The organism is Stenotrophomonas sp. 01N47 (genome assembly GCF_056399165.1).
In genome coordinates this window covers 470,682-496,944 of sequence record NZ_JBFTQU010000005.1, presented here as the reverse complement: position 1 = coordinate 496,944, position 26,263 = coordinate 470,682, and the positions used below count along the sequence as shown (strand labels likewise).

The 26,263-nt window shown below is 66.4% G+C and carries 28 protein-coding genes; 20 read left to right on the top strand and 8 right to left on the bottom strand.

Going from position 1 to position 26,263, the window contains the following annotated elements:
- The first annotated feature begins 32 nt into the window (after positions 1 to 32).
- Together AC1DKR_RS12085 and AC1DKR_RS12080 are read left to right on the top strand one after the other, a co-directional pair.
- Complete coding sequence (locus AC1DKR_RS12085) at positions 33 to 1,655, top strand: FMN-binding glutamate synthase family protein (RefSeq protein WP_478033031.1); 1,623 nt, start codon at positions 33 to 35, stop codon at positions 1,653 to 1,655.
- A 62-nt stretch (positions 1,656 to 1,717) separates the two neighbouring features.
- Entirely contained in the window at positions 1,718 to 2,179 is a 462-nt protein-coding gene (locus AC1DKR_RS12080) for a GNAT family N-acetyltransferase (RefSeq protein WP_478033029.1), read from the top strand.
- Between the two features lie 25 nt (positions 2,180 to 2,204).
- Here AC1DKR_RS12080 and AC1DKR_RS12075 read toward each other — a convergent pair whose 3' ends face one another.
- The gene (locus tag AC1DKR_RS12075; protein WP_478033027.1) at positions 2,205 to 3,452 is read right to left on the bottom strand and encodes a TIGR03862 family flavoprotein; all 1,248 of its coding nucleotides are present in this window, start codon (positions 3,450 to 3,452) and stop codon (positions 2,205 to 2,207) included.
- Complete coding sequence (locus tag AC1DKR_RS12070) at positions 3,439 to 3,873, bottom strand: FKBP-type peptidyl-prolyl cis-trans isomerase (protein WP_025878883.1); 435 nt, start codon at positions 3,871 to 3,873, stop codon at positions 3,439 to 3,441. Before AC1DKR_RS12070 ends, AC1DKR_RS12075 begins: the two co-directional genes overlap by 14 nt.
- Before the next feature lie 69 nt (positions 3,874 to 3,942).
- On the opposite strand from AC1DKR_RS12070, the gene AC1DKR_RS12065 reads away from it, so the two are divergent.
- The 4 genes from AC1DKR_RS12065 to AC1DKR_RS12050 all read left to right on the top strand — a co-directional run bounded on the left by AC1DKR_RS12065 (position 3,943) and on the right by AC1DKR_RS12050 (position 7,057).
- Complete coding sequence (locus tag AC1DKR_RS12065) at positions 3,943 to 4,308, top strand: DUF6164 family protein (protein WP_032976499.1); 366 nt, start codon at positions 3,943 to 3,945, stop codon at positions 4,306 to 4,308.
- 298 nt (positions 4,309 to 4,606) lie between these two features.
- Positions 4,607 to 5,374, top strand: a complete 768-nt coding sequence (locus AC1DKR_RS12060) for a sulfurtransferase (protein WP_312107457.1) — start codon at positions 4,607 to 4,609, stop codon at positions 5,372 to 5,374.
- Positions 5,375 to 5,496: 122 nt separating this feature from the next.
- Entirely contained in the window at positions 5,497 to 6,492 is a 996-nt protein-coding gene (locus AC1DKR_RS12055; RefSeq protein ID WP_180167592.1) for an LLM class flavin-dependent oxidoreductase, read from the top strand.
- A gap of 67 nt (positions 6,493 to 6,559) precedes the next feature.
- Positions 6,560 to 7,057, top strand: coding sequence for a pyridoxamine 5'-phosphate oxidase family protein (locus tag AC1DKR_RS12050; RefSeq protein ID WP_025878887.1), 498 nt, complete (start codon positions 6,560 to 6,562; stop codon positions 7,055 to 7,057).
- A gap of 110 nt (positions 7,058 to 7,167) precedes the next feature.
- Here AC1DKR_RS12050 and AC1DKR_RS12045 read toward each other — a convergent pair whose 3' ends face one another.
- Positions 7,168 to 7,821: an exopolysaccharide biosynthesis protein gene (locus AC1DKR_RS12045; protein WP_025878888.1), complete on the bottom strand. Its 654-nt coding sequence runs from the start codon at positions 7,819 to 7,821 to the stop codon at positions 7,168 to 7,170.
- Positions 7,805 to 9,124, bottom strand: a complete 1,320-nt coding sequence (locus tag AC1DKR_RS12040; protein WP_089240219.1) for a hemolysin family protein — start codon at positions 9,122 to 9,124, stop codon at positions 7,805 to 7,807. Before AC1DKR_RS12040 ends, AC1DKR_RS12045 begins: the two co-directional genes overlap by 17 nt.
- 277 nt (positions 9,125 to 9,401) lie before the next feature.
- On the opposite strand from AC1DKR_RS12040, the gene AC1DKR_RS12035 reads away from it, so the two are divergent.
- Positions 9,402 to 10,028 (top strand): DUF47 domain-containing protein, encoded by a 627-nt coding sequence (locus tag AC1DKR_RS12035; RefSeq protein ID WP_025878890.1) that lies wholly within the window; start codon positions 9,402 to 9,404, stop codon positions 10,026 to 10,028.
- Between the two features lie 13 nt (positions 10,029 to 10,041).
- Complete coding sequence (locus AC1DKR_RS12030; RefSeq protein ID WP_312107468.1) at positions 10,042 to 11,163, top strand: inorganic phosphate transporter; 1,122 nt, start codon at positions 10,042 to 10,044, stop codon at positions 11,161 to 11,163.
- A gap of 432 nt (positions 11,164 to 11,595) precedes the next feature.
- Here the strand turns inward: AC1DKR_RS12030 and AC1DKR_RS12025 are convergent, their stop codons facing one another.
- The 3 genes from AC1DKR_RS12025 to parE form a co-directional block, all read right to left on the bottom strand.
- Positions 11,596 to 13,092 carry a S10 family peptidase gene (locus AC1DKR_RS12025; protein ID WP_442244572.1) on the bottom strand — a complete coding sequence of 499 codons (1,497 nt, stop codon included), beginning with the start codon at positions 13,090 to 13,092 and terminating at the stop codon, positions 11,596 to 11,598.
- 98 nt (positions 13,093 to 13,190) lie between these two features.
- Positions 13,191 to 13,769, bottom strand: coding sequence for a GNAT family N-acetyltransferase (locus AC1DKR_RS12020; protein WP_394195698.1), 579 nt, complete (start codon positions 13,767 to 13,769; stop codon positions 13,191 to 13,193).
- Positions 13,770 to 14,009: 240 nt separating this feature from the next.
- A complete protein-coding gene (gene parE / locus AC1DKR_RS12015; RefSeq protein ID WP_312107474.1) occupies positions 14,010 to 15,899 on the bottom strand; it encodes a DNA topoisomerase IV subunit B in 1,890 nt (629 codons plus the stop codon).
- 160 nt (positions 15,900 to 16,059) lie between these two features.
- Here parE and AC1DKR_RS12010 point away from each other — a divergent pair, with 160 nt between their 5' ends.
- The 10 genes from AC1DKR_RS12010 (at position 16,060) to truD (ending at position 23,954) form a co-directional block, all read left to right on the top strand.
- Positions 16,060 to 16,293 carry a hypothetical protein gene (locus AC1DKR_RS12010; RefSeq protein WP_025878895.1) on the top strand — a complete coding sequence of 78 codons (234 nt, stop codon included), beginning with the start codon at positions 16,060 to 16,062 and terminating at the stop codon, positions 16,291 to 16,293.
- A 401-nt stretch (positions 16,294 to 16,694) separates the two neighbouring features.
- On the top strand, positions 16,695 to 18,359 hold the full coding sequence (locus AC1DKR_RS12005) for a CTP synthase (protein ID WP_478033018.1): 1,665 nt from the start codon (positions 16,695 to 16,697) through the stop codon (positions 18,357 to 18,359).
- Between the two features lie 88 nt (positions 18,360 to 18,447).
- A complete protein-coding gene (kdsA, locus tag AC1DKR_RS12000; RefSeq protein WP_478033016.1) occupies positions 18,448 to 19,278 on the top strand; it encodes a 3-deoxy-8-phosphooctulonate synthase in 831 nt (276 codons plus the stop codon).
- On the top strand, positions 19,275 to 19,622 hold the full coding sequence (locus tag AC1DKR_RS11995) for a hypothetical protein (RefSeq protein WP_353099751.1): 348 nt from the start codon (positions 19,275 to 19,277) through the stop codon (positions 19,620 to 19,622). The genes kdsA and AC1DKR_RS11995 overlap by 4 nt, the downstream gene beginning before the upstream one ends.
- On the top strand, positions 19,622 to 19,954 hold the full coding sequence (locus AC1DKR_RS11990; RefSeq protein WP_032976505.1) for a hypothetical protein: 333 nt from the start codon (positions 19,622 to 19,624) through the stop codon (positions 19,952 to 19,954). Before AC1DKR_RS11995 ends, AC1DKR_RS11990 begins: the two co-directional genes overlap by 1 nt.
- A 97-nt stretch (positions 19,955 to 20,051) precedes the next feature.
- On the top strand, positions 20,052 to 21,344 hold the full coding sequence (gene eno, locus AC1DKR_RS11985) for a phosphopyruvate hydratase (RefSeq protein ID WP_312786311.1): 1,293 nt from the start codon (positions 20,052 to 20,054) through the stop codon (positions 21,342 to 21,344).
- A gap of 4 nt (positions 21,345 to 21,348) precedes the next feature.
- Positions 21,349 to 21,699: a cell division protein FtsB gene (gene ftsB / locus AC1DKR_RS11980; protein WP_025878900.1), complete on the top strand. Its 351-nt coding sequence runs from the start codon at positions 21,349 to 21,351 to the stop codon at positions 21,697 to 21,699.
- On the top strand, positions 21,696 to 22,394 hold the full coding sequence (gene ispD / locus AC1DKR_RS11975; RefSeq protein ID WP_363731130.1) for a 2-C-methyl-D-erythritol 4-phosphate cytidylyltransferase: 699 nt from the start codon (positions 21,696 to 21,698) through the stop codon (positions 22,392 to 22,394). The genes ftsB and ispD overlap by 4 nt, the downstream gene beginning before the upstream one ends.
- 34 nt (positions 22,395 to 22,428) lie before the next feature.
- On the top strand, positions 22,429 to 22,926 hold the full coding sequence (gene ispF, locus AC1DKR_RS11970) for a 2-C-methyl-D-erythritol 2,4-cyclodiphosphate synthase (protein ID WP_478033013.1): 498 nt from the start codon (positions 22,429 to 22,431) through the stop codon (positions 22,924 to 22,926).
- Complete coding sequence (truD, locus tag AC1DKR_RS11965; protein WP_363731134.1) at positions 22,923 to 23,954, top strand: tRNA pseudouridine(13) synthase TruD; 1,032 nt, start codon at positions 22,923 to 22,925, stop codon at positions 23,952 to 23,954. The genes ispF and truD overlap by 4 nt, the downstream gene beginning before the upstream one ends.
- Before the next feature lie 97 nt (positions 23,955 to 24,051).
- On the opposite strand, the gene AC1DKR_RS11960 is transcribed toward truD, so the two are convergent.
- Complete coding sequence (locus AC1DKR_RS11960) at positions 24,052 to 24,591, bottom strand: Smr/MutS family protein (protein WP_363731137.1); 540 nt, start codon at positions 24,589 to 24,591, stop codon at positions 24,052 to 24,054.
- A 209-nt stretch (positions 24,592 to 24,800) separates the two neighbouring features.
- On the opposite strand from AC1DKR_RS11960, the gene surE reads away from it, so the two are divergent.
- Both surE and AC1DKR_RS11950 read left to right on the top strand, forming a co-directional pair.
- The gene (gene surE / locus AC1DKR_RS11955; protein WP_089240247.1) at positions 24,801 to 25,580 is read left to right on the top strand and encodes a 5'/3'-nucleotidase SurE; all 780 of its coding nucleotides are present in this window, start codon (positions 24,801 to 24,803) and stop codon (positions 25,578 to 25,580) included.
- Positions 25,577 to 26,254: a protein-L-isoaspartate(D-aspartate) O-methyltransferase gene (locus tag AC1DKR_RS11950; protein ID WP_025878906.1), complete on the top strand. Its 678-nt coding sequence runs from the start codon at positions 25,577 to 25,579 to the stop codon at positions 26,252 to 26,254. The genes surE and AC1DKR_RS11950 overlap by 4 nt, the downstream gene beginning before the upstream one ends.
- Positions 26,255 to 26,263: the final 9 nt, after the last annotated feature.

The following is a 26,263-nucleotide window of genomic DNA, read 5'->3' as shown; positions in this document are numbered from 1 at the left end:
TAGACTCGGGGCAGTTGCAACCGAGGAACGCCATGCACCGGTATATCGTCTACCTGCTCGCCATCCTGATGTTTCCGATCTGCCTGAGGCTGGCCACGATCTGGCCGGCCTGGTACTGGGGCGTCGGCATTACAGCTGCGATGGTGGCGCTGGGGACCTGGGACCTGCTGCAGAAGCGCAGCACCCTGCGCCGCAACTATCCGGTGATGGCGCACTTCCGTTATGGCCTGGAATCGATCGGCCCGGAGATCCGCCAGTACTTCGTGCAGAGTGACCTGGAGGATGTGCCGTTCTCGCGGCAGCAGCGCGCGCTGATCTACCAGCGCGCCAAGAACCAGATGGACACGGTGCCCTTCGGGACCCTGCGCAGCACGTATGCGGTGGACTACGAATGGATCAACCATTCGCTGGCGCCCACCACCATCGCCAAGCATGATTTCCGCGTGCTGATCGGTGCGAACTGTGCCAAGCCCTATTCGGCAAGCGTGTTCAACATCTCGGCGATGAGTTTCGGTTCGCTGTCGGCCAATGCGATCCGCGCATTGAACGAAGGCGCACGCCTGGGGGGGTTCTACCACGATACCGGCGAAGGCTCGATTTCGCCGTATCACCGTGAGATGGGCGGTGACCTGGTCTGGGAGATCGGCTCGGGCTACTTCGGGTGCCGTGACGAGAAGGGCGGCTTCAGCGAGGAACGCTTCGTTGCCAATGCCAACCACGATCAGGTGAAGATGATCGAGATCAAGCTGTCGCAGGGCGCCAAGCCCGGCCATGGCGGGGTGCTGCCGGCGCCGAAGGTGACCGCCGAGATCTCGGTGACGCGTGGCGTGCCGATGGGCGTGGACTGCGTGTCGCCATCGCGCCATTCGGCGTTCTCCACGCCGGTTGAACTGCTGCAGTTCGTGGCCCGCCTGCGTGAACTGTCCGGTGGCAAGCCGGTTGGTTTCAAGCTGGCCATCGGCCACCCGTGGGAATGGTTCGGCATTGCCAAGGCGATGCACGAGACCGGTCTGCTGCCTGATTTCATCGTCGTCGATGGCGCCGAAGGCGGTACCGGCGCGGCACCGGCCGAATTCGTCGATCACGTGGGGGTGCCGATGCACGAAGCGTTGCTGCTGGTGCACAACACCCTGGTGGGCCTGGATCTGCGCGAGCACATCCGTATCGGCGCTGCCGGCAAGATCACCAGCGCGTTCGATATCGCCCGCACCATTGCAATGGGCGCCGACTGGTGCAATGCAGGGCGCGGTTTCATGTTCGCGCTGGGCTGCATCCAGTCGCTCAGCTGCCATACCGACAAGTGCCCGACCGGCATCGCGACCCAGGATCCGGCCCGCTGGAAGCATCTGGATGCACCGGACAAGGCCACGCGCGTGTACAGCTTCCACGAGCACACCCTGCACGCGCTGAAGGAGTTGCTGTGCGCGGCGGGCTTGAACGATCCGGCCGAGCTCGGCCCGGAACACATCCTGCGCCGGGTGTCGCCGGTCGAGATCCGCTCGCTGGCCTCGCTGTATCGCTACCTGGAACCGGGCGAGCTGCTGCACAAGGTGCCCGACCACGCGGTGTTCCATTCGTTCTGGGCGGACGCACGCAGCGATTCGTTCCAGCCGCCACCGAAGATCCAGGCGCTGCGGGCCAGCAAGTCGCGATGACCCGCGTCGCAGGGCCGAGCCCATGCTCGACTGCACGAAAACCATCCATGCAAGGAGGCTGCATGCAGTTCAGGACGGGTACCGACGATGATGTGGGCACGCTGTGGGCCCTGCGGACGCGCTGTGTGCGTGAACTGTGCAGCAGCCACTATCCGCCGGAGGTGATTGCACCCTGGTCGGCATCGCCGCCGCCGGTGCAGTATTCGCGGCTGCTGGGGCAGGGCGGCTGCGTCGTGGCCGAGGATGATCGGGGCAATGTGCTGGGGTTCGGTGTATTCGATGCCGAGGGCAACGAGATCGACGCGCTGTTCGTCGATCCGGATCGGGGCGGGCAGGGTATCGGCCAGGCGCTGATACAGCGGTTGCTGGCTCTGGCTGATCCGACGCGCGAGGTGGTGCTGTCGGCCTCGCTCAACGCGGTGCCGTTCTACCAGCGTCAGGGCTTCGTCGCCGAGCGCGAGGAACTGTATCCGCATCCCAGTGGCGTGGCATTGGCGTCGGTGAAGATGCGCCGGCCGGGGTGAAATTTCCGGCGCTATCGCGCGTTGATCAACGCGCGGCCAACCAAGCGGCCACGCCCTCTGCCGCACGCAGTCCGCTGGCATAGCACGCCGTCAACAGGTAGCCACCGGTCGGTGCTTCCCAGTCCAGCATCTCTCCGGCGCAGAACACGCCGGGCAATGCACGCAGCATCAGGCCCTCGTCCAGCGCATCCAGGCGCACGCCGCCGGCCGTGCTGATCACCTCGGCCATCGGCCGCGGGCGCAGCAGGCGCAATGGCAGGCGCTTCAACGTGGCGATCACCGCGGCCAGATCGTTGCCGGCATCCTTGCCCAGTGTTTCGAACACCAGTGCGGTCTTCACTGCGTCCAGTCCAGCCTGGCGACGCAGGTGCTCGCCGAAGCTTCGCCCCTTGCGCGGCTGCGAGAGATCGGCCTGCAGGCGTGCCTCGTCGCGGCCCGGAACCAGGTCCAGCCGCAGCGTGGCATGGCCATCGCGGTTGATGGTGTCGCGCAGGTCGGCCGACAGGGCGTAGATCAGGCTGCCTTCGATACCGTACTCGCTGGCCACGCACTCCCCTTGCAGGGTGCGGGGCTCACCGTCGAGGCCATGCCAATGTGCGACGACCGGCTTCAGTGGTGCGCCCGCATGGCGTTGCGCGAAGAACGGCGTCCATGCAACGTCGAATCCGCAGTTGGCCGATTGCAACGGCGCGATATCCACGGCGCGCGCCTGCAGCGCTGGAACCCATGTGCCGTCGCTGCCCAGCTGCGGCCAGCTTCCGCCGCCCAGTGCCAGTACGGTCGCATCGGCACGCACCTCCAGTTCGCCGTTGTCGGTGGCAAAACGCAGTGCGCCGTCGTCGCTCCAGCCCAGCCAGCGATGGTTGACGTGCAGGCGCACGCCCTGCTCCTTCAGCCGGCGGACCCAGCCGCGCAGCAACGGTGCCGCCTTGCGGTCGACCGGGAACACCCGGCCGGAACTGCCGACGTAGGTCTCCACGCCGAAGCCAGCGGCCCAGTCGCGCAGCGCCTGCGCGTCGAAACCATCCAGCCAGCGGCCGACGCGGGTGGCCTGCTCGCGGTAGCGGCTGTCGAACAGTGGGCGTGGGTCGGAATGGGTGAGGTTGAGCCCACCCTTGCCGGCGATCAGGAATTTGCGGCCCGGCGAGCCCTTGGCCTCGTACAGATCGACATCCAGGCCTGCCGCGCGCAGCCGCTCGGCGGCAAACAACCCGGCTGGGCCGCCGCCGATGACGGCGATGCGGCGCGGCGGGCGGACGTCACTGTTGGACATTGAGCAGCTCGACGTCGAACACCAGCGACGAACCTGCCGGGATCGGGCCGACCTGGCGGTCGCCATAGCCGAATTCCGGCGGAATCATCAGCGTGCGCTTGCCGCCGACCTTCATGCCGGCGACGCCTTCATCCCAGCCACGGATGACCTGGCCCGCACCCAGCGTGAAGGTGAACGGCTCGCCGCGCTCGACCGAACTGTCGAAGGTCTTGCCGTGCTTGTTGTCGGCGCGCTCGTCGTAGATCCAGCCGGTGTAATGCACGCTGACCTTCTGGCCCGGCACGGCCTCGGCACCACTGCCCGGCTGGGTGTCGATGCGCTCGAACGTGGCAATGGTGCCTCCCGGCGGCGGGCCGGACGGCTCCGACGAGCAACCAACGGCGGCGAGGGACAGCAGCAGGGGAAGCAGCAGGCGGCGCATCAGGCGTCTCCAGGGGCGATGAGTCGAGGGCGGCAAGGTTAGCGCATCGGCGCCGGGTATCATGGTGGCATGGCAAAACTCCTGCTCAATCTGCGCAATGTCGGCAACGACGAATATGCCGATGTCTGCACGCTGCTGGACCAGCACGGCATCGCCTGGTACCGCACCGAACCCAGTCCGTGGGGCATCTCCAATGGTGGCCTGTGGCTGCGCGAGGATGCCGACCAGCCGCGTGCCAAGGCGCTGATGGCCGACTACCAGGCGGCCCGCGGGGTGCGGGTCCGTGCCGAGCGCGAACAGGCCCTGCGCGACGGCACTGCCGAGACCTTTGGCAGCCTGTTGCGCCGCCGCCCTGTGTTCGTGGTGCTGGTGCTGCTGGGCATGGCGGTGGCGGCGGCACTGGTGCTGCTGCCGTTCATGCTGCTGCGGGGGTAGGGGGTCCGGCCGGGTTGCACCCGGCACCCGCAGAGGCAAGAGCAACAGCAACAGCGGGCGTTCCGTGGTGGGCGGGGCGGTGTGGGCAGGCGGGGGACGGCAAAAGCTGCTCCTGCGTGCCTCGTAGAGCGCCATCCATGGCGCTCTGCGCCCCCGCCTGTCCACACCGCCCCGCCCCGGACGCGTTCCAAGTGCTGTCGGTAGATGTCGACCTTGGTCGACACTGTGGTAGATCCACGACATGCGTGGATGAACGGTGGAGGCTGATACGGGGGCGGTCAGGCGCTAAAATGGCGGGATGATCGCCAATACCGCTGCCTATCATTTCGCCGTCATCGACGCCCCCCAGGCCCTGTGCGACCAGCTGCAGGCGCGTGCCGAGGCGTCCGGCCTGCAGGGGACGATCCTGGTGGCGGGCGAGGGGCTGAACCTGTTCCTGGCGGGTGCACCGTCCGCGATCGATGGCTTCTATGCGGAACTGCATGCTGATCCGCGCTTCGCCGATATGCGGGTCAAGACCAGCTTCAGCGAGCACCAGCCGTTCGCGCGGCTGAAGGCCAAGGTCAAGGACGAGATCATCAGCTTCCGTCGTGACGATGGCCAGCCGCTGGACTACCCGCGCGCGCCAGCGATTGATCCCGCCACCGTGCAGCGCTGGCTGCGGCAGGGGCACGATGATGCTGGCAAGCCGGTGGTGATGCTTGATACGCGCAACCTGCAGGAGATCGAGTACGGCACCTTCAAGGATGCGCTGGTACTACCCATCCACAAGTTCACCGATCTGCCTGAGGCGCTGGCGCCCCATCGTGAAGCGCTGAAGGACAGCACCGTGGTCAGTTTCTGCACCGGTGGCATCCGCTGCGAGAAGGCAGCGCTGTGGATGCTCAACGACGGCATGGACAACGTGCTGCAGCTCGATGGCGGCATCCTCGGCTACTTCGAGGAAGTCGGCGGTGAGGGCTACGAAGGTCGTTGTTTCGTGTTCGACGAACGGGTGGCGCTGGATGCCGAACTGAAGCCGTTGGTGGACGAGCCGTTGCCCGAGCCACGCCCCAGCGCGTTCTGACGCTTCTACATTGGCCTGCGGGCCTGAACCGGCCAGGCAGGAATCAGCGTCCCGCCACCGGCACTGGCCGTGGGGGCAGGGCGACCCCATCAAACGGGGATCTTGTGACGGAAAACCGCCTGATGATCCCGTTGTCGATCCTCGACCTGGCCCCGGTCTGCGAGGGCAGCGATACCACTGCCGCCTTTGCCAACATGCTTGAGCTCGCCCAGCATGCCGATGCGCTGGGCTACCGCCGCTACTGGCTGGCCGAACACCACAACATGCCTGGCATCGCCAGTGCCGCCACGGCGGTGCTGATCGGCCATGTGGCCGGTGGTACGAAACGTATCCGTGTCGGCGCCGGCGGCATCATGCTGCCCAATCACGCGCCTCTGCAGGTGGCCGAGCAGTTCGGCACCTTGGCCTCGCTGTACCCGGATCGCATCGACCTCGGCCTGGGCCGCGCACCGGGTACCGACCAGCCGACCGCGCGCGCCCTGCGCCGCTATTTCGACAGTGCCGACCAGTTCCCGCAGGACGTACGCGAGCTGCTGCACTACTTCGAACCGGTGCAGCCGGGGCAGGCGGTGCAGGCCGTACCGGGTGGCGGCCTGCGGGTGCCGACCTGGATCCTCGGTTCCAGCCTGTTCGGCGCACGCATGGCCGCCTCGATGGGCCTGCCGTACGCCTTCGCCTCGCACTTCGCCCCCGATTCCATGGATGAAGCGCTCGCGGTGTATCGCCGCGAATTCCGCCCTTCGGCCACGCTCAAGCAGCCGCACGCGATGCTGGCGTTGAACGTGGTGGCCAGTGACAGCGAGGCCGAATCGCGGCGGTTGTTCACCAGCCAGCAGCAGAGCTTCGTCAACCTGCGTCGCGGCCGTCCGGGCAAGATTCCGGCGCCGATCGATGACATCGAAGCGTTCTGGGAACCCCACGAGAAGCTGGGCGTGGAGCGGGCGCTGGCGTGCACCGTGCTGGGTGATCCGCAGCAGGTCGCCGATGGCATTGCGGCGTTCGTCGAACGCCATCAGCCCGACGAACTGATGCTCACTGCCAACCTGTACGACCATCGCGCGCGCCTTCGCTCGTTCGAGCTGGCAATGCACGCCTGGCATGCCCGCCACGCGGGCTGAACAATTGCGTCACGGCAATTTGCGGTGCGGACGCGTCTGATGGGGGCTCCCACTTCCGGAGTCCCCCATGGACGAATCGCGTACCGAGCACATTGCCCAGCTGGCTGAACTGATCAAGGACGTGGAGGTGGCGATGTTCACCACCCGTGGTGTCGATGGGCGCCTCTACAGCCGTCCGCTCGGCACCCAGCAGGTCGCCTTCGATGGCGACCTGTGGTTCGCCACTGCTGCCGACAGCCCGAAGGTGGCCGAGATCGCGCTCGACCCGCGGGTCAACGTGGCCTATGCCTCGCCATCGAAGAATACGTATGTGTCGGTAGCCGGCGTGGCACGGATCATCGATGACCGCGCGAAGGTCGAAGAGCTGTGGTCGCCGGCGATGAAGCTGTTCTTCCCCGGCGGCCCGGATGACCCGAGCCTGCGCTTGATCCACGTGCGTGCAGAGACCGCCGAGTACTGGGACGGACCGGGCACGCTGCTCGGCTCGGCGTTGAGTTTCGTGTTGTCGGCGGTGCAGGATGAGCCGGCACGGTTGGGCGACAACGGATTCATCGATCTGCGTTGATCCCAGCCCGTGGTAACGCGGGTTGATCCGGGCCCGAGGTAGTGCCGGCCGCTGGCCGGTAATCAGGGAAACGTGGCAGCCGGCCGGCGGCCGGCTCTACCACGGTGCGCTCAGAACCAGCGCTGGAACAGGTCGACGGTGTAGCCCACCAGCTGCCCGGAACTGAAGCCGAAGAAAGCGATCGCCACCAGCGCAGCCACCCAGTTGAACAACATCAGCGCGCCGTCGCGTTCAAGCAGGGCCAGCGCAAACAGCAGCAACTGGAAGCCGAACAGATAGTTGGTGAACGGAATCGGCAACGACAGCAGCAGGCCCAGCAGAACCAGCAGCAGACCGCTGAAGGCGTGGGCGGGGGCAGGCGTCAGCAGCTGTGGCATGCGCGGCTTGAGCATGCGGTCGAGACGGCGCAGGGCACCATCGATGCGATCCAGGAACCGGTGCATGGTGCCGCGCTTCGGCCCGCGACGGGCAATGAAGCCGGGCAGCCAGGGCCGGCGCATGCAGAACAGCATCTGCAGGCCGATCAGGATCACCAACGGACCGCTAACCGCGCCGCCCAGCCCCGGGATGGGGATGAAGGCCGGCAGGATGGCGACGAACAGGAATACACCAAAGGCACTCTGCTGCAGATCCTGCAGGATCTGCCCCAGCTTCATGTGCTGGGCCGGGTCACCGAAGGCGAACATCGCCAGCAGGGTCCGGATGCCCTCGTTGCGGTACTCCGGCGATGCAGCGCCGGGGCCGGCGTCAGGCGGTGAGCTCATCGGCCTGCTCGTCGGACAGGGTGCGCAGCAGCAGCTTGTCCACGCGCGCACCGTCCAGATCGACCACCTCGAAGCGCCAGCCGGCCCAGTCGAAGTACTCGCCCGCGTGCGGGATGCGACCGAAGAAGTGGATGCACATGCCGGCCAGGGTGTAGTAATCGCCATCCTCGGCGTCGGGCAGGTCGTTGCTGCCGATCAGCTCGCGCAGGTCCTCGATGGGCAGCGAGCCGTCCACCAGCAGCGAGCCGTCCTCACGGGTTACCACCAGCGCGTCCTCGTCGGCATTCTCCGTCGCCTGCAGGCGGCCGACCACCGCGCCCATCAAATCGCTGATGGTCACCAGGCCCTGGATCTCGCCGTACTCGTCCACCACCAGCGCCATCGACTGCTGTTCTTCGCGGAAGATCTCCAGCAGCTTCATCGCGTGGGTGGATTCGGACACATAAAGCGGTTCGCGCAACGTCTGGAACAGCGCGTTGTCGCCGCGTGCCATCCGCGTGGCCAGTGATTTCAGTTCAAGCACGCCAACCACGTCCATGTCGTTGTCGCGGTACACCGGGTACCGCGAGAACTCGTGCTCGGCCATGATCTCCAGGTTCTTGTCCAGGCCACCCAGGGTGTCCAGCCAGGCGATCCGGTTGCGCGGGGTCATCAGGCTGTCGGCGGTGCGGTCGCCCAGGCGCATCACGCGGTTCATCATGTCGCGCTCGTGGCTGTCGATCACGCCGGCCTCGTGGCTCTCGGCCACCAGCATGCGGATCTCCTCTTCGGTCACCGACGCGACCTCGTCCTTGCCCAGGCCGAACAGGCGCAGCACCAGCTGGGTGGTCTTGGACAGCAGCCAGACGAAGGGGAAGGCCAGCTTGGCCAGCCAGCTCATCGGTAGCGCCACCAGCCCGGCGATGTCCTCTGAACGGGTCAGGGCCAGGCGCTTGGGCACCAGTTCGCCGAAGATCAGCGTGATGAAGGTGATGAAGGTGACCGCCAGCGCCTTGCCAACCGCACCGGCATAGGCGAAGCCCGGCATCAGCCCCTGGATCCAGCCGCCGATGGCCTCACCCAGTGCTTCGCCGCCGAGGAAGCCGGTCAGCACGCCGATTACGGTGATGCCGATCTGGACGGTGGACAGGAAGGCTTCCGGCTTCTCCGACAGCTCCAGCGCCTTGGCCGCGCGCTTGGAGGTACCGGCCAGCTGCTTCAGGCGGCTCTTGCGCGAGGTCATGACCGACATCTCGGACATGGCAAAAAAGCCGTTCAACAGAACGAGCGCGAAGACAATCAGGATCATTTCAAACACGGGCATCGTCCCCGGTTGGTGACAGGGAGGGCGGGTGCTTGCGATGGCGGCAGGCGCTCAGGATCAGGGTCCGGCGCGGCGCTGGGGGATAAGGGTCGTCGTCCATAAGGTGCGCCCGAAGGCGCGCTGGCATCTTAGCAAAGGGCCGTGGTCGGGTGGCAAATGCCTGTTCAGTTTTGGGTGTCCCGACCCCCGGAAAGGGGCAGGGATACCCGTGATGGTCATCTAGCCGTCATAATTCGCACTGGTGCCGTCCTTCCCGCGACGGCTGACAGGTTTCTCAATGTTCTCTCTGCAGACCATTTTCGGTTCCGGCAAACAGTTCTACACCCTGCTTGATGAGGCTGCCGTCGCGGCTTCCGATGCCGCCAAGGCACTGCATTCGATGCTGCGCGACGCCGATCGCCAGCCCGCCCTGGATGCGTTCAAGCTGGCCCGTCTGCGCGAGCGCGCGGCCTCGGACAAGATCAGCCAGGCGCTGGTGGACAGCTTCATGACCCCGATCGAGCGCGAAGACATCGAAGCGCTGGGCTCGGCCCTGTACAAGATTCCCAAGCAGATCGAGAAGTTCGCCGATCGCTATTCGCTGGCCACGACCCACCTGGAGCACATCGACTTCGCGCCCCGCGCGGCGATGCTGGAGCAGGCCGCTGGCGTGGTGGTGGAGATGGTCGCCGACCTGCGCCACATGAACCTGGACCGGATGACCGCGCTCAACGAGCGTCTGCGTTCGCTGGAAAACGAAGCCGACCGCCTGATGCTCGAGCTGTACCGCGACATCTATTCCGGTCGCCTGGACAACCTGCAGATGTTCCTGCTGAAGGAATTCTTCGAGATCCTGGAAAAGGCCATCGACCGCTGCCGCGAAGCCGGCGTGGTGGCCTACCAGATCGTGTTGAAGAACAGCTGACGGACGCCACAGCATGCTGACCCTCGTTCTGGTGGTGATCCTGGCCGCGCTCGTTTTCGAGTTCATCAACGGCTTCCACGACACCGCCAACTCCATCGCCACCGTGGTGGCGACCAAGGTGCTCTCGCCCGGTTGGGCGGTGATGCTCGCCGCGTTCATGAACCTGCTGGGTGCGCTGACCGGCACCGCCGTGGCCCTGACCATTGCGTCGGGCCTGCTCAACACCAACGTGGTCGATGTGACCCCGCAGGTGATCCTGTGCGCGCTGCTGGGCGGCATCATCTGGAACCTGATCACGTGGTGGAAGGGCCTGCCGTCCTCGTCCTCGCACGCACTGATCGGCGGCCTGTGTGGTGCCGGCCTCGCCGCGGCCCACAACAACTGGGACGCGCTGATCTGGTCGGAACGCTTCGGCAGCTGGGCGCAGAACAAGGGCCTGCTGTGGAAGGTGTTCGTGCCGATGATCACCTCGCCGATTGCCGGCTTCCTGCTCGGTATTGTGGTGATGGTGCTGCTGTGGGCACTGATCGCCGGCCTGGCCAAGATCGGCGGCGCAATCGGCCGACTGGCACGCCCGCGCATCGTCAATGCCTTCTTCGGCAAGGCACAGATCGCCTCGGCGGCCTACATGGGCTTTGCCCACGGCCACAACGATGCGCAGAAGACCATGGGCATCATCGCGATGACCCTGATCGGTGCCGAAGCGACCGGCGCGTTGAACGACCTGCCGTCGTGGCTGGCCTTCATGCATCCGGACGCGCACGCCGGTGATGGCATTGCCATGTGGATCGTGCTGACCTGCGCCGTGGTGATGGCCGCCGGTACCGCCTCGGGCGGCTGGAAGATCATCAAGACCTTGGGCCACAAGATGGTCAAGCTGCATCCGATCCACGGTTTCGCTGCGGAGACCAGCTCGGCCACCGTGCTGACCGTGGCTGCCCACTTCGGCATGCCGGTGTCGACCACCCACAGCATCTCGACCGCGATCATGGGCGTCGGCTTTGCCAAGAACCCGCGTTCGCTGCGCCTGGGCGTGATCGAGCGCATCGTCTGGGCATGGATCCTGACCATCCCGGCGGCAGGCGGCTGCGCCTACCTGATCCTGAAGCTGTTCGAGCTGCTCGGCTGGGCCTGAGTTCCACGCCAATTCTGGAAACAAAAAGCCCGCCGGATTCCGGCGGGCTTTTTTCATGGGCAGATCATTTTCCCGTCTCCACGCATGGCGTGGATCTACCGTGTCGGCCAAGGTCGACACCTACCAACAGCAGCAGGAAGTCGACACCCACCAACAGCAGCCGGAACCTGTCGAAGGCGGGGTGGGTCCGGTTGCGGGGGTGTCCGCGGCATGGATGCCGCGGCCAAGCCCCCAAGGGTGAGGGCGCTTTGCTTGCGAAGCACTGCTTCGCAAGCGCCCGAACGCACAGCCGCCAGCGGCAGGGCCGGTCTGGGGGTTTACGGCGCCCCCCGCAACCGGGCCCACCCCGCCAACCCACGGAAAGCCCGCTTTTGACGTTGCCGTTGCGGTCGATTCCGCGGGTGCCGGGCCGCAGGCCCGGCCGACTTCCCCTCAATTGCGCTGGAACAACGCCTGCACGTCCCTGCGGAACGCCGCCTGGCTGTCAGCCCGGCTGTAGAACATGTGCCCGCCCGGATAGCTGCGCACCTGCACGCGGTCCGGATTGCTGCCCATCGTCGGCATCTGGTCCACCGTCAGGATCGAGCCCATGAACGGGCAGGACAGGTCATTCCAGCCGTGCACGATCAGCACCTGCAGATGCGGGTCGATCGCCACGGCCTGGCGCAGCTGGGTCACCGCGCCCTCGCGCAGATCGCCATTGCGATCCCACAGACGGTTCACGTCGTAGTTCAGTGCCTGGTAGCGCGCATCCACCTTCCAGCCGACCTCACGGGTGACGAAGTCGACCATCGCGGTGGTGGTCGGGGCGATGATGCTGTCCAGCAGCGGATCGTTGGCGCGCTGCTCCGGATCGTTCGGGAATGGATCGAATGCTGTGACGTTGGAGTCGTAGCGGCTTCCCAGCGTGCCCTTGTCGCGGAACACCTCGCGCAGGTAGGCCTGGGTTTCCAGGCGACCGCCGGCGCGGCGCACGAACTGCGGGTCCAGGCCGGTCAACTCGGCCACCCGGCGCAACATCACCTCGGTCGCCTGCGGATCGCTGCGGCCCTTCATCAACGCGGTGGCGTAGTCGCCGCGGGTGTACTCGACCACCTCGCGCATCGCCGCGTCGGTCAGCTTGCCCTGGCGCTCCAGGTGCGCGGCAGCGATCGACGGCAGGGTCTGCATCCACGCCATCGGCGAGACATCGGCGTTGTCTTCCAGAGTCGGGCTCAGGTAAGGCGACACCAGCACCAGGCCGTTCATCGCCACGCCCAGACGGGTCTGCAGGAAGTGGGTGATGCGCGGGCCGCGATAGCCGCCATAGCTCTCGCCGGTCAGGTACTTGCGCGAGGCCATGCGCTGGTTGCGCAGCAGCCAGTCGTAGATCGAACGCGACAGGTACTCGATATCGGCGCTGGGGTTGTACAGCTGCTTCTTCGCTTCGTCATCGCCGATGCGGGCACGGCTGAAGCCGGTTCCCACCGGATCGATGAACACCAGGTCGGTGAAGTCCAGCCAGGTGCCGGGATTGTCGTGCAGCTTCGCTGGCGCCGATGCGCTGTCGCCTTCCGACCCGAAGGTCACCACCTTCGGGCCGATGGCGCCCAGGTTGAGGTACACAGAAGACGCGCCGGGGCCGCCATTGAGCGCGAAGGTCACCGGCCGGTCCTTGCCCGGCATCGTGTAGGCGGTGAACACCACATCGGCGATCACCTTGCCCTTCGCATCGCGTACCGGCAGGGTGCCGACGGTGGCGGTGTAGTCGAGGGTGCGCCCAGCCAGGCGCATGCTCTGGCGAGCCGACGCATCGGCCGGCAGGGGCGCGGCTTCGGTCTTTTCTTCTTTCGTTTCGGAGGCGCCGTCAGCAGCAGGCGCGGCCAGCACGCAGGCAGGGGCGATCAGCAGGCCGACGCAGAGCGCGGCAGAGTGCAGCAGGAACTTCATGGCACCGGAACGGCAGCGGAAGGGACCCCGATGCTAGGGCGGGGTGCCGCGTACCGTATGTGTCCAAAGGCATGGGCCAGCGTTGCGGCCTGATCCGGTCAAGCGGAGGTGGCACCTCGCACAGCGTCGTCGGCCAGCAGCCCATACACGGCCGAGTCCGCCAGCTCACCGCGGATGCGCCAGCGCTGCCGCAGCAGGCCTTCGCGGTGGAAGCCCAGGCGTTCGAGCACGTGTGCCGAGGCGTGGTTGCGTGGATCGATCTCCGCTTCCACCCGGTGCAGTTGCAGGGTGTTGAACAGATAGGCCAGCACCTGCTGCAGCGCTTCATGCATGTAGCCGTGGCCCTGCCTGCCAGGTGCCAGCAGATAGCCGATTTCGGCACGTGCCGCGTCCCGATCCAGCGCAAACACCACGCAGATGCCCAGCAGCGGGCCGTCCACCGATTCGCGCAGGGCCAGCTTCAATTGCGTGCCGGTAGCCTGTGCAGCCAGGTCGTCGTCGATCTGCGCGCGTGCTTCGGCGGGGCGCGTCCACGCTGCGTGGTTCCACCAGTGCATCACGTCCGGGTCGGACTGCAGGGCGAACAGGGCCACGGCGTCATCGCGGCGGATGGGGCTCAGCACCAGGCGCGCGCTGTGCAGCGGCAGCCCGGGGAACAGCAGCGAGTTGGCGGGCAATGGGGTCGTCCACGCGGATGAACGCGCATTATGGACCCGCAGGGTTTGCCGATGGCGGCGGATCCATCGACCCAGCAATGCCGGCCGCTGGCCGGCAGCGTGGAGAGGTCTGGTAGTGCCGGCCGCTGGCCGGCAGCACGAAGAGGTCCGGTAGTGCCGGCCGCTGGCCGGCAACCCAGGTATCCCGCTGGTTCACGAAAAGCAGCCGGCCAGCGGCCGGCACTACCACGGGTTCGGGAATCAGACTTCCAGCGAAGCCAGATCGCCCTTGCTCTCCAGCCAGCCCTTGCGATCAGACGCACGCTTCTTGGCCAGCAGCATGTCCATCAGTGAATGGGTCTGCTCGCCATCGTCGATGGTCAACTGCACCAGGCGACGGGTGTCCGGATGGATGGTGGATTCACGCAGCTGCGGCGGATTCATCTCGCCCAGGCCCTTGAAGCGGGTCACGTTGATGGCGCCCTTGATCTTCTCGCGTTCGATCTTGTCCAGCATCGAGCGCTTTTCTTCCTCATCCAGGGCGTAGAACACCTGCTTGCCCACGTCGATGCGGAACAGCGGCGGCATCGCCACGAACACGTGGCCGGCATCGACCAGCGCCGGGAAGTGCTTCAGGAACAGTGCGGTCAGCAGCGTTGCGATATGCAGGCCGTCGGAGTCGGCGTCGGCCAGGATGATCACCTTGCCGTAGCGCAGGCCACTGATGTCTTCCTTGCCCGGGTCACAGCCGATGGCCACCGCCAGGTTGTGCACTTCCTCCGAGGCCAGCACGCTGTTGGAGGACACTTCCCAGGTGTTGAGGATCTTGCCGCGCAGCGGCAGGATCGCCTGGAAATCCTTGTCGCGGGCCTGCTTGGCGCTGCCGCCTGCCGAGTCGCCCTCGACCAGGAACAGTTCGGTGCGCGACAGGTCCTGGCTGATGCAGTCGGCCAGCTTGCCGGGCAGGGCGGGGCCCTGAGTGACCTTCTTGCGGACGACCAGCTTCTCGGTTTTCAGGCGCGCGCTGGCGCGCTCGATCGCGATCTGCGCGATCTTCTCGCCCAGCTCCACGTTCTGGTTCAGCAGCAGGCTGAACGCATCGTGCGCGGCACCTTCGACGAAACCGGCGGCCTGACGCGAGGACAGGCGCTCCTTGGTCTGACCGCTGAACTGCGGGTCGGTCATCTTCAGCGACAGCACGAACGACACGCGGTCCCACACGTCTTCCGGGGCCAGCTTGACGCCGCGTGGCAGCAGGTTGCGGAAGTCGCAGAATTCGCGCAGCGCTTCCGTCAGGCCGGTGCGCAGGCCATTGGCGTGGGTGCCGTGCTGCGCGGTCGGGATCAGGTTGACGTAGCTTTCCTGTACCAGCTCGCCTTCCGGCAGCCAGGCCACGGCCCAGTCGACGATCTCGGTTTCTTTCTTCAGCGTGCCGACAAACAGATCGGCCGGCAGCGATTCGCGATCGCCCAGCTCCAGCCGCAGGTAATCGCGCAGGCCGTCTTCGTAGTGCCAGGTGTCGACCTCGCCGGTGGCTTCGTCGGTCAGCTTGACCGTCAGGCCCGGGCACAGCACAGCCTTGGCGCGCAGCAGGTGCTTGAGCGCGCGCACGGCGAACTTGGGCGTATCGAAGTACTTCGGGTCCGGCCAGAAGCGCAGGCGGGTACCGGTGTTCTTCTTGCCTACGGTGCCGACCACTTCCAGCGGCGAGGCGCGGTCGCCGTTGCGGAAGGTGATGCGGTGTTCGGCACCGTCGCGCTTGATGTGGATTTCCACCAGGGTCGACAGCGCATTGACCACGCTGACGCCGACGCCATGCAGGCCGCCGGAGAAGGTGTAGTTGTTGTTGTTGAACTTGCCGCCGGCATGCAGGCGGGTCAGGATCAGCTCGACGCCCGGGATCTTCTCTTCCGGATGGATGTCCACCGGCATGCCGCGGCCGTCATCGCTGACCTCCACGCTGCCGTCCTTGAACAGGGTGATCTCGATCGAGCGGGCATGGCCGGCGAGGGCCTCGTCCACCGAGTTGTCGATCACTTCCTGCGCCAGGTGGTTCGGGCGCGCGGTGTCGGTATACATGCCGGGGCGGCGCTTGACCGGGTCAAGGCCGGACAGGACTTCAATATCGGCGGCGTTATAGCGGGCGTTCATCTGTCTTCGAAAGCGTGGAGCGACGGGCAAGTGTGCGGTCTGGACCGGGAATTTGCACGCCTGCGGTTCAGCCTCGTTGGCGGGGAGGGGGTAAAATGGCAGCCGCTGGAACCGAACACCGGCGCCCCCCACATCCGAGCCATACCGCGAGGAGGACTCCATGAAGAAGTTGCTGACCATTGCGATCCTGGCTGCCGCCGCTGTTGCAGTGCCGATGGTGCTGGCGCAGAACGCCGGCCAGCCTGCTCCGCAGCAGGGTGACCAGGCCGACAAGGCGCAGTCTGAAGCCGAGGCCAAGGCCAAGCGCCGCGCGCAGGCCAATGCCGAGATGAAGGCCAAGGGCCAGCCGGTGCCGCAGCAGGAAGAAGAGGAAGAGGCACGCAAGAAGAAGTAATTCTTCTGCCCCTCCGAAGCCCTTCCCGCAAGGGTTTCACCCTTGAACGCCCCGCCCAGCGGGGCGTTTCTTTTTGCCGATGGCGTCATCTGCCCCTTGGGTTGGCGGCCATCTATCTGTAAACTATGGCTTTCCGGGAGTAAGTGCGTGTCCACCATTTGCGAATGGGCTGGCACGGCCAAGCGTGGCCTCCAGCAAAGCGGGTCGCAGGTGACGGTCGAAGTGACCGGCACGGCCGCCCCGACCTCGCAGGGTGGTTCCCCGTTGGCGCTCGGCGCCGGCCAGGCCCGCACCTCCCTCGCTGCTCCAGCGAACCGGAAAACCCCCTTTCTGCTCCACGCCCGCCCCCCGGGCAGGCGTGGCGCTGCCGTTTTCCATTTCCAGACAGGATGCTTGCAGCCATGACTCCCTTGATTTTCGTAACCGGCGGCGTGGTGTCCTCGCTCGGCAAAGGTATTGCCGCCGCGTCACTGGCCGCCATTCTCGAAGCGCGTGGCCTGAAGGTCACGATGATGAAGCTCGATCCGTACATCAACGTCGACCCGGGCACCATGAGCCCGTTCCAGCACGGTGAGGTGTATGTCACCGACGACGGCGCCGAGACCGACCTCGACCTGGGCCACTACGAGCGCTTCGTGCGCACCCGCCTGAGTCGCAAGAACTCGGTCACCACCGGTCGCATCTATGAGGAAGTGATCCGCAAGGAGCGCCGCGGCGACTACCTGGGCGCGACCGTACAGGTCATTCCGCACATCACCGACGAGATCCGTCGCTGCATGGATGAAGCCACCGAGGGCTTCGACGTGGCCCTGGTGGAGATCGGCGGCACCGTCGGCGACATCGAGTCGCTGCCGTTCCTGGAGGCGATCCGCCAGGTACGCACCGAGCGTGGCCCGGAAAAGGCACTGTTCATGCACCTCACCCTGGTGCCGTACATCGCCGCCGCGGGTGAGCTGAAGACCAAGCCGACCCAGCACTCGGTGAAGGAGCTGCGCTCGATCGGCATCCAGCCGGACGTGCTGCTGTGCCGTTCGGAACAGCCGGTACCGGATTCGGAGCGTCGCAAGATCGCCCAGTTCACCAACGTCTCCGAGCGCGCGGTGATCAGCGTGCCCGACGTCGATGTGCTGTACCGCATTCCGATGGGCCTGCACGCACAGGGCCTGGACGAGATCGTCATCAACCAGCTGAAGCTGGCCGACAAGGCCGGCCCGGCCGACCTGTCGATGTGGGAAGACGCCGTCGATGCCACCCTGCATCCGCTGGATGCGGTGACCATCGCGGTGGTCGGCAAGTACATCGACCACCAGGACGCCTACAAGTCGGTCGGCGAGGCGCTCAAGCACGGTGGCCTGCGCCAGCGCACCAAGGTCACCCTGAAGTGGCTGGAAGCGCAGGACCTGGAAGGCAGCGACATGTCGGCGCTGGCCGATGTCGACGGCATCCTGGTGCCGGGTGGTTTCGGCGACCGTGGTTTCGAAGGCAAGGTGCTCACCTCGCAGTACGCCCGTGAGCAGAAGGTGCCGTACTTCGGCATCTGCTACGGCATGCAGGCTGCCGTGGTCGACTACGCGCGCCACGTTGTGGGCCTGGAAGACGCCAACAGCACCGAGAACGACCGCCAGTCGCCGAACCCGGTGATCGGCCTGATCACCGAATGGCGCACCGCCACCGGCGACGTGGAAAAGCGTGACGACAAGAGCGACCTGGGCGGCACCATGCGCCTGGGCCTGCAGGAACAGCGCCTGAAGCCGGGCACGCTGGCCCGCGAGCTGTACGGCAAGGACGTGGTCTCCGAGCGCCACCGCCACCGTTACGAGTTCAACAACCGCTATCGCACCCAGCTGGAAGACGCCGGCCTGGTGATCGCCGGCAAGTCGATGGACGACACCCTGGTGGAAGTGATTGAACTGCCGCGCGACCAGCATCCGTGGTTCCTGGCCTGCCAGGCGCACCCGGAATTCCTGTCCACCCCGCGTGATGGCCACCCGCTGTTCATCGGCTTCATCCGTGCCGCGCGCGAGCGCAAGGCCGGTGGCAAGCTGCTGCAGGAAGTGCGCGCCTGACTTGTCATGGGGGCCGCCGGCCCCCATCTTGCTCGCTTCAACCCCAGCGCACCGGCACTGCCGGTGTAGCGGACAACAAGGAAACGCCATGAAACTGTGTGGATTCGAGGTCGGGCTGGACCAGCCCCTGTTCCTGATCGCCGGCCCCTGCGTGATCGAGTCGATGCAGCTGCAGCTGGATACCGCCGGCAAGCTGAAGGAAGTGACCGACAAGCTCGGTGTGAACTTCATCTTCAAGTCCAGCTTCGACAAGGCCAACCGTACCTCCGGCACGGCCTTCCGTGGCCCGGGCATGGAAGAGGGCCTGAAGGTGCTGGCCGAGGTCAAGAAGCAGATCGGCGTGCCGGTGCTGACCGACGTGCACGAGTACACCCCGATGGACGAAGTGGCCTCGGTGGTGGACGTGCTGCAGACCCCGGCGTTCCTGGTCCGCCAGACCGACTTCATCCGCAAGGTGTGCTCGGCCGGCAAGCCGGTCAACATCAAGAAGGGCCAGTTCCTGGCGCCGTGGGACATGAAGCCTGTCGTCGAGAAGGCCAAGGCCACCGGCAACGAGCAGATCATGGTCTGCGAGCGTGGCGCCAGCTTCGGTTACAACAACCTGGTCAGCGACATGCGTTCGCTGGCGGTGATGCGCGATACCGGCTGCCCGGTGGTGTTCGACGCCACCCATTCGGTGCAGCTGCCGGGCGGGCAGGGCACCAGTTCCGGTGGCCAGCGCGAGCATGTGCCGGTCCTGGCCCGTGCCGCAGTCGCCGTGGGCATCTCCGGCCTGTTTGCCGAGACCCATCCGGACCCGTCCAAGGCACTGTCCGATGGCCCCAATGCGTGGCCGCTGGACCAGATGGAAGCCCTGGTCGAGACCCTGATGGAGCTCGATGCGGTGACAAAGAAGCACGGCTTCTCGCGCTTCGCGTGAGTCAGCACCCGCAGGCGGCGCTGGAGATCCAGCGTCGTCGCCGGCAGTGGCGGCGGTGGCCGTGGGGCCCGATCGCACTCGGTCTGGCCCTGCTCTCGGTATCGGGCGTATTCGCCATTGGCATGCTGTTCGGTGCCGGTATGCGCCCGTCCAGCGCCGGCGGCCCGGTAGTGAACCTGATGCCCTTCGTCATCGCCTTGGCGGTGGCCGAAGTGCTGACCATTTCCGCAGGGTTTTTCGCCGCGGTGCTCGGCTGGCGTCTGAACCGGGGCAGGGTCACCGCTGCACTGGCGATGGTCCTGCTGTCGCTGTGGGCGGGCATCCTGCTGCACGATCTTCTTTGATGAATACGATGCCTGAACCCTCGCGCAGCTGGCCGTGGGGCCTGATCGCCCTGTTGCTGTCGGTGCTCGCCTGGGGCGGCTTGCTCGTGGGCGTGCTGGCCTTCGCCGCCAGCTTCCGTCCGCCGGGGGATGGCAACAACGGCGTGCAGGCCATGCAGTACTGGATGCTGGGCGCGCTGGTCACGCTGGTGCTGTCCTTCGTGGGCAGCCTGGTGGCGATGGTGATGGCCTGGCGACGTCGGCGCGGGCCGGTGTGCGCGACCATTGCCGGTGCCCTGCTGGTGATGCTGGTGTCGCTGCTGCTGATCGTGATCGGGTCCAGCTGGGGCTGATGCCCATCACGCCATTTGGCAAGTGAGGGGTAGCCGGGGATAATCACGCGGCATTCGTTTTTGTCGCCCCCTCTCCATACAGGTAACCGGCCCGACCATGAGTACGATCCGCAGCATCCATGCCCGTGAAATCCTCGACAGCCGTGGCAACCCCACGCTGGAAGCCGAAGTCACCCTGGAGGACGGTTCGTTCGGTCGCGCCGCGGTTCCCTCCGGCGCATCGACCGGCACCAAGGAAGCGGTGGAGCTGCGTGACGGCGACAAGACCCGTTACCTCGGCAAGGGCGTGCGCAAGGCCGTCGACAACGTCAACGGCGCCATCGCCAACGCACTGAAGGGCTTCGAGGCCACCGACCAGGCCGGCCTGGACCGTCGCCTGATCGATCTGGATGGCACCGAGAACAAGGGCCGCCTGGGCGCCAACGCACTGCTGGGTGTTTCCATGGCCGCCGCGCATGCCGCTGCTGCCTCCAGCAAGCAGGCACTGTGGCAGTACCTGGCCGGCAAGACCGGTGCGACCCCGTCGCTGCCGGTGCCGATGATGAACATCATCAACGGCGGCGCGCACGCCGACAACAACGTCGATTTCCAGGAGTTCATGGTGCTGCCGGTCGGCTTCACCTCGTTCTCCGAAGCGCTGCGTGCCGGTACCGAAATCTTCCATTCGCTGAAGTCGGTGCTGAAGGGCCACGGCCTGAGCACGGCGGTGGGCGACGAAGGCGGCTTCGCGCCGGACTTCCGCAGCAACGTCGAAGCGCTGGACACCATCCTCGAAGCCATCGGCAAGGCCGGCTACACCGCCGGTGAAGACGTGCTGCTGGGCCTGGACGTGGCCTCCAGCGAATTCTTCGAGAACGGCAAGTACAACCTGGTCGGCGAGAACAAGCGCCTGACCTCCGAGCAGTTCGTCGACTTCCTGTCTGACTGGGCCGCGCAGTACCCGATCATCACCATCGAAGACGGCCTGGCCGAGAACGACTGGGCGGGCTGGAAGCTGCTGACCGATCGCATCGGCAAGAAGGTGCAGCTGGTCGGCGACGATCTGTTCGTCACCAATCCGAAGATCTTCCAGGAAGGCATCGATTCGGGCACCGCCAATGCGATCCTGATCAAGGTCAACCAGATCGGTACCCTCAGCGAAACGCTGGAAGCGATCGCCATGGCCGACCGTGCCGGTTACGCCGCCGTGGTCTCGCACCGTTCGGGTGAAACCGAGGACACCACCATCGCCGACATTGCGGTGGCGACCACCGCTACCCAGATCAAGACCGGCTCGTTGTGCCGCAGCGATCGCGTGGCCAAGTACAACCAGCTGCTGCGCATCGAGGAAGCCCTCGGCGCCGGCGCGCGTTACGCTGGTCGTGACGCGTTCGTGTCGCTGAAGCGCTGAGCCGATGCGCGACTGGCGCTGGCTGCTGTTGTTGCTGGCCCTGCTGCTGGCATGGCTGCAGTACCGTTTCTGGTTCGGCCCGGGCAATTCGGGTGAAGTGATGATGCTCGAAGCCCAGGTCGCCAACCAGGAGCGGGACAATGACGGTCTGCAGCAGCGTAATGACGCGCTTGCTGCCGAAGTGAAGGACCTCAAGGAAGGCCAGTCCGCCATCGAAGAGCGCGCGCGCAGCGAGCTGGGCATGATCAAGCCCGGCGAGAAGTTCTATCGCGTCGTGGAAGATGCACCGACGCGTCCGGCGCAGCCTGCGCCGGTTGCGGCCCCGGCCGGTGACCATCCGGCGGACGTGCCATGAGCGCGGCGATCTGGGTGGTTGTTCCGGCCGCAGGACGCGGCACGCGTTTCGGTGCGCCGTTGCCCAAGCAGTACCTGCAGGCGGGCGGGCAGACCCTGCTCGCCCATACCCTGGACACGCTGCTGGCACACCCGGCCGTGGCCGGGGCGATGGTGGTGATCGGTGCGGACGATGCCGACTGGCCGGGCTGGAGCGAATGGGCCGGAAAGCCGGTGCTGACCTGCACCGGTGGCGCCACCCGCGCCGCCTCGGTGCTGGCGGGGCTGCAGGCCCTGCCGGACAGCGTGCGTGCCGATGAATTCGTGCTGGTGCATGATGCGGCGCGTCCGAACCTGTCGCAGGCCGATCTTGGCCGCCTGCTGGAAGTGGGCCGCACCGATCCGGTCGGCGCCATCCTGGCCGCGCCGGTACGCGACACGCTCAAGCGTGCTGGCGACGATGGCGGCATCGATGGCACCGAGCCACGTGAGCGCCTGTGGCGTGCACTGACGCCGCAGCTGTTCCGCCGTCACCAGCTGATCCGCGCATTGTCCGAAGCGGCCGCTGCCGGTATCGACGTCACCGACGACGCCATGGCCATGGAGCGCCAGGGCCAGCGTCCGCTGCTGGTGGAAGGCAGCGAGGACAACTTCAAGGTCACCACCCCGGCCGATCTCGATCGTTTCGAATTCGTACTCTCCCGCCGCGCCGGCTGACCGCCCGCGCGGCCCTGCTGCAAGGGCTGCATCCATGAGCACCTCCCCGTTCCCGCCCGTCCGTATCGGCCAGGGCTACGACGTCCATGCCTTCGGTGAAGGCGACCACATCATGCTCGGTGGCATCGCGGTGCCGCACAGCTGCGGCGTGCTTGCGCACAGCGACGGCGACGTCATCCTGCACGCGTTGTGTGACGCCATGCTCGGTGCGATCGCGCTGGGCGACATCGGCCAGCACTTCCCGCCCACTGACGACCGCTGGAAGGGCGCGGACAGCAGCGAGTTCGTGCGCCATTGCGATGGCCTGCTGCGCGAGCGCGGCTGGCGTGTCGGCAACACCGACATCACCGTGATCTGCGAACGGCCCAAGGTCGGCCCGCATGCGCTGGCCATGCGCGAGCGCATCGGTGAACTGTTGCAGCTGCCGTTGGATGCGGTGAGCGTCAAGGCCACCACGTCCGAGAAGCTGGGCTTCACCGGCCGTGGCGAAGGCATCGCTGCGCAGGCGGTCGTGCTGCTGGTGCCCGCATGATCCCGTTGCCGCTCGCGTTTGGTGCGCCGCTGCTGCAGGCGCGCATCCGCACCACGCCGGAAGATTTCCAGGTCGATGAGTTGCCCGCTTTCGAAGCGACCGGTGAAGGCGAGCATCTGCTGCTGCATATCCGCAAGCGTGGCGCCAATACGGTGCACGTGGCCAAGGTCCTGGCCAAGTGGGCGGGCCTGCCGGAAATGGCGGTCAGCTACGCCGGCATGAAGGATCGCAACGCGGTCACCACCCAGCGTTTCAGCGTACATCTGCCCAAGCGCGTCGCGCCCGATCTGGCCGAGCTGGCCAGTGACGAGATCGAGGTGATCGACTCCACCTGGCACAACCGCAAGCTGCAGCGCGGTGCGTTGGCGGGCAACCGCTTCAGGCTGGTGCTGCGCGATGTGCAGGGAGATGCAGCGGCAATCGACGAACGCCTTCAGCAGATCGCCACGCGCGGCCTGCCGAACTGGTTCGGCGAGCAGCGCTTCGGGCGCGATGGCGGCAACGTTCCCGCTGCGTTGGCGATGTTCGGTGGCCGTCGCATGCGCAAGGACCAGCGTTCGCTGCTGTTGTCGGCGGCGCGTTCGGCCTTGTTCAACCGCGTGCTCGCTGCACGCGTGGAGCAGGGCAGCTGGGACCAGCCGCTGCAGGGCGAAGTGTGGATGCTGGACGGCAGCCGCAGCGTGTTCGGCCCCGAGCCCTACAGCGACGTGCTGGCCGAGCGCCTGGCACGTTTCGACATCCACCCCAGTGCTCCGTTGTGGGGCGAGGGTGAACTGCGTAGCAGTGACGCGGCCCGTGAGCTGGAGTTGGCGGCGCTGGATGATGACGAATCCAAGGCGCTGCGCGCCGGCCTGGAAGAGGCGCGGCTGAAGCAGGAGCGGCGCGCGCTGCGGCTGCGTCCGGCGCTGCTGCAGCACCAGTGGCTGGCCGATGATGTACTGGAGTTGTCCTTCGCGCTGCCGCCGGGCTGCTATGCCACCGCGGTCCTGCACGAGCTCGGCCAGGTCGAAGACGCTTCGCAGGCCTGACGGAAATGGTGGCGGAGGCGAAGAGCATCCACGCAGGCGTGGATCCACTTTCCTCCGCCCGCCACAGTAGATCCACGCCATGCGTGGATGCGTTACCTCAACGCCGCGCCAGCAGCACCAGCACTGCGCCGGTGCCGCCTTGCCCGGTCGGGGCGGAATGGAAGGCCAGCACGTCGTTGCGCAGGCGCAGCAGCCGGTCCACCAGGTTCTTCAGCACCGGCGCACTTCCATCGGACTGCAGGCCCTTGCCGTGGATGATGCGCACGCAGCCGTACTCGTGGGCGTGCGCCTCCAGCAGGAACTGGCGCAGCATCATCTCGGCCTGCGCGGCGGTGGCGCCGTGCAGGTCCAGTTCGTCCTGCACCGAGTACTGTCCGCGCTTCAGGCGCTGGAACAGGCGTGGCGGCAGGTTGTCGCGCCGGTAGCTGGCAACGTCGCCCGCTTCCAGCGGGGCGTTGTCGCGCAGCAGCCGGGCGAACTCACCGGCGGCTTCTGCGTCGTCGCGCTCGGCCATGCGCGCGCGCGGTCTGGGCCGCGGCGCGGCAGGCGCGGGCTCCACTTCCTTGCGCAGCGGCGTCACTTCGCCGATGGCTGCACGGAACAATGCAGCCGGATCTTCGTCTTCAGGGTGCGACATGCGCACAGGTTAAACCGCCTGCGCGGGTCTGCCTATGACCGTTGGATGTCGCCCGTGACCGCAGACAGGGTAGGACCCAGCGCCCGCTTGCGGCACAATAGTCGGCGCACTTGCGGAGCTGCCGCCTCCCTGGAGGAGACGGGCGGGCTTCGCCCACGTTGCAAGGTGACGGGATCGAATTCTTGGAAAATCAAGCGGTTAAATCGAAGATGCGCATCCTGGTCAGCAATGATGACGGTGTCGACGCGGCGGGCATCCGGATGCTTGCATCCGTGCTGCGCGAGGCCGGGCACGAAGTCACGGTGGTCGCACCCGACCGCGACCGCTCCGGCGCCAGCAATTCGCTGACCCTGGATCTGCCGATCCGGCTCAAGCGCATCGACCACTACACCGTGTCGGTGGCCGGCACGCCCACCGACTGCGTGCACCTTGCGCTGACCGGCCTGCTCGAATTCGAGCCTGACATTGTCGTGTCCGGTATCAACAATGCCGCCAACCTCGGCGACGACGTGATCTATTCCGGCACCGTCTCGGCAGCGATGGAAGGTCGTTTCCTCGGTCTGCCCGCTGTTGCGGTGTCGCTGGTGACCCGCAATCACGACCCCAAGCATTTCGAGACGGCGGCGCGTGCCGCAGTGGAGATTGTTGCCCGCCTCAAGGCCGATCCGCTGCCGGCCGACACCATCCTCAACGTCAATGTGCCGGACCTGCCGTGGAGCGAGGTCAAGGGCTTCGAAGTCACCCGCCTGGGTAACCGCCATCGCGCCGAAGGCTGCATTGCGCAGAAGGACCCGCGCGGCAACGAGGTGTACTGGATCGGTCCGGCCGGCCGCGAGCAGGACTCCGGCCCGGGCACCGATTTCCATGCGGTGCGCACCGGCCATATTTCGATCACGCCGATCCAGGTCGACCTGACCCGCTACCAGGCGCTGGAAAAGGTCGCCAGCTGGGTCGGCGGCCTCACCGCCGCGCTGGACCAGCCGGCATGAGCCCACGCCTGCGCCTGCAGCCGGAAGCGGTCGGCATCGGCATGACATCGCAGCGTGTGCGCGACCGCTTGGTCGACCGCCTGCGCGAAGCTGGCATCGTCGACGAGTCGACGCTGAACGCGATCCGGGTGGTGCCGCGCCATCTGTTCATCGATGAGGCCCTGGCCTCGCGCGCATATGAAGACACCGCGCTGCCGATCGGCCACGGCCAGACCATTTCACAGCCGTGGGTGGTCGCGCGGATGACCGAGGCCGTGTTACAGGTGGCGCCGAAGAAGGTGCTCGAAGTGGGTACCGGCTCCGGCTATCAGGCCGCAGTGCTTGGTGCGCTGGGGCTGGAGGTCTATACCGTCGAGCGCATCGGTGACCTGCTGCGGCAGGCGCGCAAGCGTTTCCGCGCGCTGGGCATGAACATCCGCACCAAGCACGACGACGGTCGCGTGGGCTGGGCCGAGCATGGCCCGTTCGACGCCATCGTGGTTACCGCCGCCGCACCCGCACTGGTCGATGCCCTGGTCGAGCAGCTGGCCGCAGGTGGTCGCCTGGTCGCCCCGGTCGGTGGCGCGGGCGCACAGTCGCTGGTGCAGCTCGACCGCAAGGACGACGGCAGCATCGAACAACGCGTGCTGGCGCCGGTCACCTTCGTGCCGCTGCTGTCTGGCATGCTCGATTGAATCCACGGA

Coding starts and splice junctions, on each gene's coding strand:
- AC1DKR_RS12085 (WP_478033031.1), top strand. CDS start 33: ATGCACCGGTATATCGTCTACCTGCTCGCCATCCTGATGTTTCCGATC.
- AC1DKR_RS12065 (WP_032976499.1), top strand. CDS start 3,943: ATGGCAAAACTCCTGCTCAATCTGCGCAATGTCGGCAACGACGAATAT.
- AC1DKR_RS12080 (WP_478033029.1), top strand. CDS start 1,718: ATGCAGTTCAGGACGGGTACCGACGATGATGTGGGCACGCTGTGGGCC.
- AC1DKR_RS12075 (WP_478033027.1), bottom strand. CDS start 3,452: ATGTCCAACAGTGACGTCCGCCCGCCGCGCCGCATCGCCGTCATCGGC.
- ispD (WP_363731130.1), top strand. CDS start 21,696: ATGAGCGCGGCGATCTGGGTGGTTGTTCCGGCCGCAGGACGCGGCACG.
- AC1DKR_RS12025 (WP_442244572.1), bottom strand. CDS start 13,092: ATGAAGTTCCTGCTGCACTCTGCCGCGCTCTGCGTCGGCCTGCTGATC.
- AC1DKR_RS11960 (WP_363731137.1), bottom strand. CDS start 24,591: ATGTCGCACCCTGAAGACGAAGATCCGGCTGCATTGTTCCGTGCAGCC.
- AC1DKR_RS12040 (WP_089240219.1), bottom strand. CDS start 9,124: ATGCCCGTGTTTGAAATGATCCTGATTGTCTTCGCGCTCGTTCTGTTG.
- AC1DKR_RS12005 (WP_478033018.1), top strand. CDS start 16,695: ATGACTCCCTTGATTTTCGTAACCGGCGGCGTGGTGTCCTCGCTCGGC.
- AC1DKR_RS12055 (WP_180167592.1), top strand. CDS start 5,497: ATGATCCCGTTGTCGATCCTCGACCTGGCCCCGGTCTGCGAGGGCAGC.
- ftsB (WP_025878900.1), top strand. CDS start 21,349: ATGCGCGACTGGCGCTGGCTGCTGTTGTTGCTGGCCCTGCTGCTGGCA.
- AC1DKR_RS11950 (WP_025878906.1), top strand. CDS start 25,577: ATGAGCCCACGCCTGCGCCTGCAGCCGGAAGCGGTCGGCATCGGCATG.
- parE (WP_312107474.1), bottom strand. CDS start 15,899: ATGAACGCCCGCTATAACGCCGCCGATATTGAAGTCCTGTCCGGCCTT.
- AC1DKR_RS12060 (WP_312107457.1), top strand. CDS start 4,607: ATGATCGCCAATACCGCTGCCTATCATTTCGCCGTCATCGACGCCCCC.
- truD (WP_363731134.1), top strand. CDS start 22,923: ATGATCCCGTTGCCGCTCGCGTTTGGTGCGCCGCTGCTGCAGGCGCGC.
- ispF (WP_478033013.1), top strand. CDS start 22,429: ATGAGCACCTCCCCGTTCCCGCCCGTCCGTATCGGCCAGGGCTACGAC.
- AC1DKR_RS12010 (WP_025878895.1), top strand. CDS start 16,060: ATGAAGAAGTTGCTGACCATTGCGATCCTGGCTGCCGCCGCTGTTGCA.
- AC1DKR_RS12045 (WP_025878888.1), bottom strand. CDS start 7,821: ATGAGCTCACCGCCTGACGCCGGCCCCGGCGCTGCATCGCCGGAGTAC.
- surE (WP_089240247.1), top strand. CDS start 24,801: ATGCGCATCCTGGTCAGCAATGATGACGGTGTCGACGCGGCGGGCATC.
- kdsA (WP_478033016.1), top strand. CDS start 18,448: ATGAAACTGTGTGGATTCGAGGTCGGGCTGGACCAGCCCCTGTTCCTG.
- eno (WP_312786311.1), top strand. CDS start 20,052: ATGAGTACGATCCGCAGCATCCATGCCCGTGAAATCCTCGACAGCCGT.
- AC1DKR_RS12050 (WP_025878887.1), top strand. CDS start 6,560: ATGGACGAATCGCGTACCGAGCACATTGCCCAGCTGGCTGAACTGATC.
- AC1DKR_RS12030 (WP_312107468.1), top strand. CDS start 10,042: ATGCTGACCCTCGTTCTGGTGGTGATCCTGGCCGCGCTCGTTTTCGAG.
- AC1DKR_RS11990 (WP_032976505.1), top strand. CDS start 19,622: ATGAATACGATGCCTGAACCCTCGCGCAGCTGGCCGTGGGGCCTGATC.
- AC1DKR_RS12035 (WP_025878890.1), top strand. CDS start 9,402: ATGTTCTCTCTGCAGACCATTTTCGGTTCCGGCAAACAGTTCTACACC.
- AC1DKR_RS12070 (WP_025878883.1), bottom strand. CDS start 3,873: ATGCGCCGCCTGCTGCTTCCCCTGCTGCTGTCCCTCGCCGCCGTTGGT.